This is a genomic window from Novosphingobium sp. HR1a (genome assembly GCF_015594425.1).
GTDB lineage: Bacteria > Pseudomonadota > Alphaproteobacteria > Sphingomonadales > Sphingomonadaceae > Novosphingobium > Novosphingobium resinovorum_A.
The window spans coordinates 68,426-74,940 of sequence record NZ_JABXWS010000094.1 but is presented as its reverse complement, the minus strand read 5'-3'; the positions used below and the strand labels follow the sequence as shown (position 1 = coordinate 74,940).

The following is a 6,515-nucleotide window of genomic DNA, read 5'->3' as shown; positions in this document are numbered from 1 at the left end:
ATTGGGGGCAACGCTTCTGGCAACGCGGCTACTTCTCGACTACCTCCGGCAACATCACCGATGACATCATCATGCGGTATCTCGAAAAGCATACCCACAAGGATGGCTTCAGCCCCGCCGCATGATCCTACCGGCGTCAGCCGGTCAGTCATTCAGCGCACTCTGGCTGCTGAACTCCGAGGCGTGGAAGAGGGCGGACAGGGCATGTGACCCATCGTCGCGCGCGGCGGTCAATTGCTGCTCCGCGCCGAAATAGACACCGAGTTCGGTATCGCGCATGAGCGGCGTGCCGCCCTGCAGAACCAGGCTCTGATGCTGGGTGTTGAGCACGGGATCGGCCTGGTGCGAATTGCTGAAGAAGCCGCCCAAGATATACCTTCCCTGCAACGTCCCGCCGATCTTGGGCTTGTAATCGAGTTCGACGGGCACGGAGACGCCGTTCGCGCCGCTGAATCCGACGTAGAAATCGCGGTTCGTGGCGAGATTCTTCGGGTTGAAGCTGTAGATAGCGGTCTTGAGCGACCAGCCCGCGCCAAAGTCATAGACCAGCCGCGCACCCCATTGCGAGGCCGGGGTGACGACCCAGCTGTTGTTGGCGACGCGAATATTCTCGCCCAGGCAGCTATAGCCGTTGACGAAGTCGCACTGGCCGATGTCGAAATCCTCGTCCATCAGCATCCTGCCAACTTTAACGTCCACGCGTCCCAGGGCGACCTGGTAGGAAAACTGGCTGACCCGCCACAGTTCGCCGCGCCCCTGGATCGCCATAGGGTTGACCAGCGCGTTCACGCCCGACGCCGTGTTGAAGGCCTGGCCATAACGTCGGGTCAGCAGGACCCTGAAGGTGCCAGGCAACGATCCGGTAAGCGAGTGAAGGTCGGCAACGGCGCCGATGTTGAACTGTCCGGCGGTGACGAACCGTCGCCGTGATCCCCCACGGACATTGTCGAGGCTTTGAGTGGTGTTGGCGAGGATCGGCGTGATTCCGATGTCGACGAGCTTGTGCCGCAACCCGAACCAGTCACCGAGCAAATGCGGGGTGTCGGGCGTTTTCCCGTTCGCGGCATCATGTTCCGTAGCTGGTGGCAGGTGGTGCGCGGTCGAATTATCGGCGCCCGCCGCATTGTCCGCGCCGTCTGGGATAGGGCCGTTCGATTGCTCTACGAGCATGCGATCCGCTGTGACGGGCGGTATCGCTGCGACATAGTGGACGATCGTAAGTGGCTGAACAGGAAGGGAGAACATGGCGGATACTGCAAACTCGGGTTACCTCAGACCGCTTGTTGCGAACCGAGGGTTGCCAATTTATGGAACCGGTTCCATACACATTTGGTCACGATTATCGAGTCCTTTCCCATGACCTCTTCTTCACGTTCGGCCCCAGGCAGCCGCTGGCCACGCCGAATACTTAGCGTGTTGCTGCTACTGTTCTCGCTCCCCCTTCTCGTCGGCGGCCTGTGGCTGATAGGCCTCGGGGGGTCCTTCTATTATGCCATTGCCGGAGCGCTGTTCCTGGGTTGTTCCGCGCTGCTCTGGCTGAGACGGACCCGCAATGCCATGTGGCTTTATTGCCTGCTCGCGCTCGGTTCGATCCTTTGGTGCTATTCCGAAGTCGGGTTCGACTGGTGGCAGATCACTCCGCGCCTGGGCGTGATCGGCATCCTGGCGGCCGTGTTGTTGGTGATCCCGTCGATTTCGCGCGGGGTCCGCACCCCGCTGGTCGCGACGGTGGTGATCGGCGCCGCCTACATGGGGATCGCGGTTGCGCAGGACCCGCACAGCTTCGAAGGCGATCTCACCGCCAACCAAAGCCAGGTCGATGCCGCGATGGCGGCGGTCCAGCCGGCGGGCGACTGGCGCGCCTATGGCCGTAGCCAGGGCGGAGATCGCTTCTCGCCGCTCGACCAGATCACGCCGGCCAATGTCGACAAGCTCAAGGTCGCCTGGCAGATCCACACCGGCGACGAAGTGCGTCCCAACGATCCCAAGGACGCCACCTTCGAGGATACGCCGCTGGCGGTGAACGGCACCGTCTATCTGTGTTCGACGCACCAGAAGGTGATCGCCGTTGACGGCGCCACCGGCCATGTCCGCTGGCAGTTCGATCCCAAGGTCTTCGGCAACAAGACCTTCCAGCACATGACCTGCCGCGGCGTCTCGTATCACGAGACCCCCGCCAACGCGCTCGACAGCCAGGGCAAGCCGGCCCCGGCCGAATGCGCCGCGCGTATCTATCTGCCGACCAACGACGCCCGCCTGATCGCGCTCGACGCCAAGACCGGCCAGGTCTGCAAGGGGTTCGGCACCAACGGCACCGTCGATCTGAACAAGGACATGGGCATGTCCAAGGTCGGCTTCTACGAGCCGACATCGCCGCCGATCGTTTCCGATCACGTCCTCGTCCTGGGCGGATCGATCACCGACAACTATTCCAGCAATGAACCCTCGGGCGTGATCCGCGGCTACGACGTCTACACCGGCCGGCTGGTCTGGGCGTGGGATTCGGGCGCGATCGACGAGAATCACCTGCCCGGCAAGGGCGAGAGCTTCAAGACCAACTCGCCCAACGCCTGGGCACCGCTCGCCTTCGACGCAAAGGCGGGGCTGGTCTACCTGCCGATGGGCGTGAGCACCCCCGACGTATGGGGTGGCAACCGTTCGCCGTCCGTGGAGCGCTACAGCAGCTCAATCGTCGCGCTCAACGTCAACACCGGGCATCGCGTCTGGTCGTACCAGACCGTTCACCACGATCTGTGGGACATGGACATTCCCGCCCAGCCCTCGCTCGTCGATCTGCGTCGGAATGGAAAGGTCGTCCCGGCGCTCTTTGCCCCCACCAAGAGCGGCGACATCTTCGTGCTGAACCGCCTGACCGGCAAGCTGCTGGTCGATGCGCCCGAAACGGCGGTCCCGCAGGGCGGCGCTCCCGGCGAGCGTCTGTCGCCGACCCAGCCGTTCTCTCAGCTGAGCTTCCGTCCGAAGGCCCCGGTTACCGGCGCCGACATGTGGGGGGCGACGATGTTCGACCAGCTCGCCTGCCGGATTCAGTTCCACCAGCTGCGTTATGAAGGGCCGTTCACACCGCCGAGCACGCAAGGGACGCTCGTGTTCCCGGGCAACATCGGCATGTTCGAATGGGGCGGTGTCGCGATCGACCCCGAGCGCCAGATCATGGTCGGCAACCTGAACTACATGCCGTTCGTGTCCAAGCTGCTGCCGCGTGGCCCGCAAAATCCGTCCTATGCCACGCCGCAGCACCCGCCGGGACCGGAAGGCGGCCTGCAGCCGATGCTCGGCACGCCTTATGGCGTCGCGCATGGCCCGCTGTTCTCGCCGATCGGCCTGCCCTGCTTCCGTCCGCCCTGGGGCGCCGTGGTCGCGGTCGATCTGCGCACGATGAAAACCGCCTGGCAGGTCCGCAACGGCACCATCCGTGACAGCGCGCCGCTGCCGATCCCGCTGCGTCTGGGCGTGCCCAGCATCGGCGGACCGCTGATCACCCGTGGCCGCGTGATGTTCCTGACCAGCACGCTCGACCAGTACATCCGCGCATATGCGGTTGATAGCGGCAAGCTGTTGTGGGAGGACCGGCTCGGCGCCGGTGGCCAATCGACCCCGATGACGTACGGGGCCGGCGGGCGGCAATACGTGCTGACCGCGGATGGCGGACACGGTCCGCTCGGCACCAAGCACGGCGATCTGGTCACCGCCTATACCCTGAAGTAGGAAAAAGGATTATCGGAGCAATCCGATGACCAAGAAGAACGCCTCGAACACCGTCACCATCAACGACGTCGCCCGCCGCGCGGGGGTCGGCAAGGTAACGGTGTCGAGGCTTCTCAATTCCCCCTCGACAGTTGCGCCCGCCACGCGCGAGGCGATCAGGCGGGCGATCGAGGAACTGGGCTATCTGCCTTCCAGCGCAGCCCGGGCGCTTGCATCGAAGCGTAGCCACCTGATCGGAGCCGTAGTGCCCACGCTCGACAATCCGATCTTTGCCAATTGCCTGGACGGCTTGCAGAAGGAGGTGGCGGCCGCCGGATCGACGCTGCTGCTCGCGACCAGTAATTATGACGGTCTGCGGGAAGCGGAAGCGGCGCGGATACTCATCGAACGCGGCGCCGAGGCGATCATGCTCGTCGGTGCCGCGCGCGATCCTGCCCTTTATGCGTTGCTCGACCAGCAGGGCGTACCCTATTGCCTGACCTGGACCGCTGATCCGGATATCGACGCAAGCTGGGTCGGTTTCGACAATGCGGCGGCCAGCACCTCGGTCATCCGATATCTGTTCGAATTGGGCCATCGCCGTTTTGGCGCGATCGCCGGCGTTACCGCAGGTAACGATCGCGCCTTCGCCCGACTGCAGGCCCTCGTCGATTTCACGGCCGCGCATGGCTGTACGCTGGCCGTGAGCGAACAGCGCTATACGGTCGATCGCGGAGCGGTTGGCCTTTCCGAAATCCTCGCGGACCAGCCGACCGCGATCATTTGCGCCAACGACATTCTGGCGATCGGCGCGATGGCGGAGGCGCAACGGCTGGGATTTCGGGTTCCGGACGATATCTCGATCGCCGGCTTCGACGACATGGAAATCGCCGCCTGCATGAACCCGCCGCTGACGACGGTGCGGGTGAATGCCTCGGAAATAGGGCGGGCGGCCGCGCAAGCCCTGCTCGGCCAGATTGGCGGCGAGAGCAGATCCATGAAGCTGGTCGAAACCAACCTGATCGTCAGGGCATCTTCGGCGGCTCCACGCAGTTTACCGGATACGACGCTGGCATAGTCGCGCTCGAATATCCTGCCCGCCTTGCCCGAGCGGCTCTCCAACGCGGCCCGGCGGGAACTGGAAACATTGGGCGTCCGCGTGCTGACCGAGGTTCCCGTTACCGAAGTGACCGCCGATGCACCAAGAGCGGCGAACATATCCCGGCAGACCTCATGGTGTGGGGCGGCGGGGGTTCGCGCCACGCCGATCGCCGGCAAGCTCGGCACGTTGGAACTGACGCGCACGGGCCAGATCCTCACTACCCCTACGCTGCGGTCGGTCTCGGACCCGCGCGTTTTCGCGATCGGCGACTGTGCATCCTGCACGCTGCCGGGAAGCGAACGTCCTGGCTTCGGCCATTTTCCTGCCTCAAGCCTGAGGGGTAAATAGCGCCTTCAGGTCAGGGCGCTGGGCGTAGAAGGCCGCCAGTCGCTCTGCCCGACGGCCGGGTGTTCTGGCGGTGCCGATACGAAGGCCGAATAGCTTTAAAAGTCCACGCAGTTGGTTGGCCATGGATGTCCGCGCGGTGATGAGCTGGGCACGGATGCGCAGCTCGGCCCGGGCGATATGCGTGGCCAACGCCATCATGTGGACTCGTTTGAACCAGCCGGTGCGTGCCAACTGAGCAAGTCCCTCTGCGTCGTGGACATCGCCCTTGTTCACACGTGCAGATAGGACGCCCTTGGCGCGCCGCGCACATATACACTCCACCGCGACACCACGCTCGGCCAGTCCATGATAGAGAAAGGTCGATCGCGTTTCTGTTTCCAACACTACGCGCACGAGATCCGCGCAATGCCGGGGCAGCCACTTGGCCAAAACATCGGGATCGCTCGCGACAACATCGCATCGGAAAAACTTTACCATCGGCATCGACCACGCAGATATGCGTCGTCTTGTCACTCACGTCTAATCCTGCATCGACATCGGGCACCCTCCTGCATTGAAGCGCCAAGGCGACTTCGTACCATGCACGAGGGTGGCTACGTGAATTATGCGGTGTCCTATGATCCGGCGTTCGCTCCCCGTCAGTCACGCATCAGCCCCAGCGTCAGACAGCAGCCTGATCCCAAAGCCGCATCAACGACGTAATCGCTGCGTCAATCTGCGATAAAGGTACGCCATCTCTGGCTTCGACTGACATACCGCTCAGGAAGGTGCTAAACATCCGTGCCATTGCGGCCGTGTCAGTACTTGGTGACAACTCTCCGTTCGTTCTGGCTCTCTCGACATGCCGTTCGATCCCTTGGCGGTTGCGTTGACGCTCCTGTACCAGGATCGCCTCGACCTGCCGATTTTCTGGCGAGCAATTGTTGGCGCCAAGCATGATCAAGCAGCCTGGGGGATGCGACTGCGCCGTTTGCATAGCGGCCGATTTGCGCAATGCCGTCTCGATCGCATTGCGCGGGGCGAGCGTATCGTCCTTGAGGCTTGCGGTCACTTGACCATAGGATCCGATATAACGGTCCACGACATCCTGGAACAGCGCCTCCTTGGACGTGAAAGCCGCATAGAAGCTGGCCGACGATAGCCCCCCCATGCTGGACCTGAGCTGCGACAAGGATGTCGGCTCATAACCTTGGGCCCAGAAAAGCGTCATGGCCGCATCGATGGCGCCGTCTCGGTCAAAAGTGCGTGGGCGTCCTGTGCGCGGCATGCCATCCTCATTTATGGACTGATCAATCTATAAATCATTGCCATTCGGCTGTCACCTGCGTAGTTGTGGATCGATCAATCCATAAGTGTGAAG

Annotated in this window: 7 protein-coding genes; 4 read left to right on the top strand and 3 right to left on the bottom strand. The window is 62.9% G+C overall.

What is annotated here, in order from left to right:
* Positions 1-125: transposase (locus tag HWN72_RS32080; RefSeq protein ID WP_211151682.1), on the top strand; the 125-nt coding region annotated here is incomplete at its 5' end.
* Between the two features lie 19 nt (positions 126-144).
* On the opposite strand, the gene HWN72_RS25235 is transcribed toward HWN72_RS32080, so the two are convergent.
* The gene (locus HWN72_RS25235) at positions 145-1,170 is read right to left on the bottom strand and encodes a carbohydrate porin (RefSeq protein ID WP_036530825.1); all 1,026 of its coding nucleotides are present in this window, start codon (positions 1,168-1,170) and stop codon (positions 145-147) included.
* A 243-nt stretch (positions 1,171-1,413) separates the two neighbouring features.
* On the opposite strand from HWN72_RS25235, the gene HWN72_RS25230 reads away from it, so the two are divergent.
* Genes HWN72_RS25230 through HWN72_RS32075 form a run of 3 tightly spaced genes read left to right on the top strand, consistent with a single transcriptional unit; the run spans position 1,414 to position 5,155 of the window.
* Positions 1,414-3,726 (top strand): membrane-bound PQQ-dependent dehydrogenase, glucose/quinate/shikimate family, encoded by a 2,313-nt coding sequence (locus tag HWN72_RS25230; RefSeq protein ID WP_236727508.1) that lies wholly within the window; start codon positions 1,414-1,416, stop codon positions 3,724-3,726.
* 25 nt (positions 3,727-3,751) lie between these two features.
* Positions 3,752-4,783, top strand: a complete 1,032-nt coding sequence (locus HWN72_RS25225; RefSeq protein WP_036530830.1) for a LacI family DNA-binding transcriptional regulator — start codon at positions 3,752-3,754, stop codon at positions 4,781-4,783.
* Between the two features lie 12 nt (positions 4,784-4,795).
* On the top strand, positions 4,796-5,155 hold the full coding sequence (locus tag HWN72_RS32075; RefSeq protein ID WP_081799253.1) for an FAD-dependent oxidoreductase: 360 nt from the start codon (positions 4,796-4,798) through the stop codon (positions 5,153-5,155).
* Here the strand turns inward: HWN72_RS32075 and HWN72_RS25215 are convergent.
* Both HWN72_RS25215 and HWN72_RS25210 read right to left on the bottom strand, forming a co-directional pair.
* A complete protein-coding gene (locus HWN72_RS25215) occupies positions 5,135-5,632 on the bottom strand; it encodes an IS110 family transposase (protein ID WP_051587237.1) in 498 nt (165 codons plus the stop codon). The genes HWN72_RS32075 and HWN72_RS25215 overlap by 21 nt on opposite strands.
* 184 nt (positions 5,633-5,816) lie before the next feature.
* Positions 5,817-6,365, bottom strand: a complete 549-nt coding sequence (locus HWN72_RS25210; RefSeq protein WP_248006328.1) for a TetR/AcrR family transcriptional regulator — start codon at positions 6,363-6,365, stop codon at positions 5,817-5,819.
* Positions 6,366-6,515: the final 150 nt, after the last annotated feature.

Coding starts and splice junctions, on each gene's coding strand:
- HWN72_RS25235 (WP_036530825.1), bottom strand. CDS start 1,170: ATGCTCGTAGAGCAATCGAACGGCCCTATCCCAGACGGCGCGGACAAT.
- HWN72_RS25225 (WP_036530830.1), top strand. CDS start 3,752: ATGACCAAGAAGAACGCCTCGAACACCGTCACCATCAACGACGTCGCC.
- HWN72_RS25215 (WP_051587237.1), bottom strand. CDS start 5,632: ATGGTAAAGTTTTTCCGATGCGATGTTGTCGCGAGCGATCCCGATGTT.
- HWN72_RS25210 (WP_248006328.1), bottom strand. CDS start 6,365: ATGACGCTTTTCTGGGCCCAAGGTTATGAGCCGACATCCTTGTCGCAG.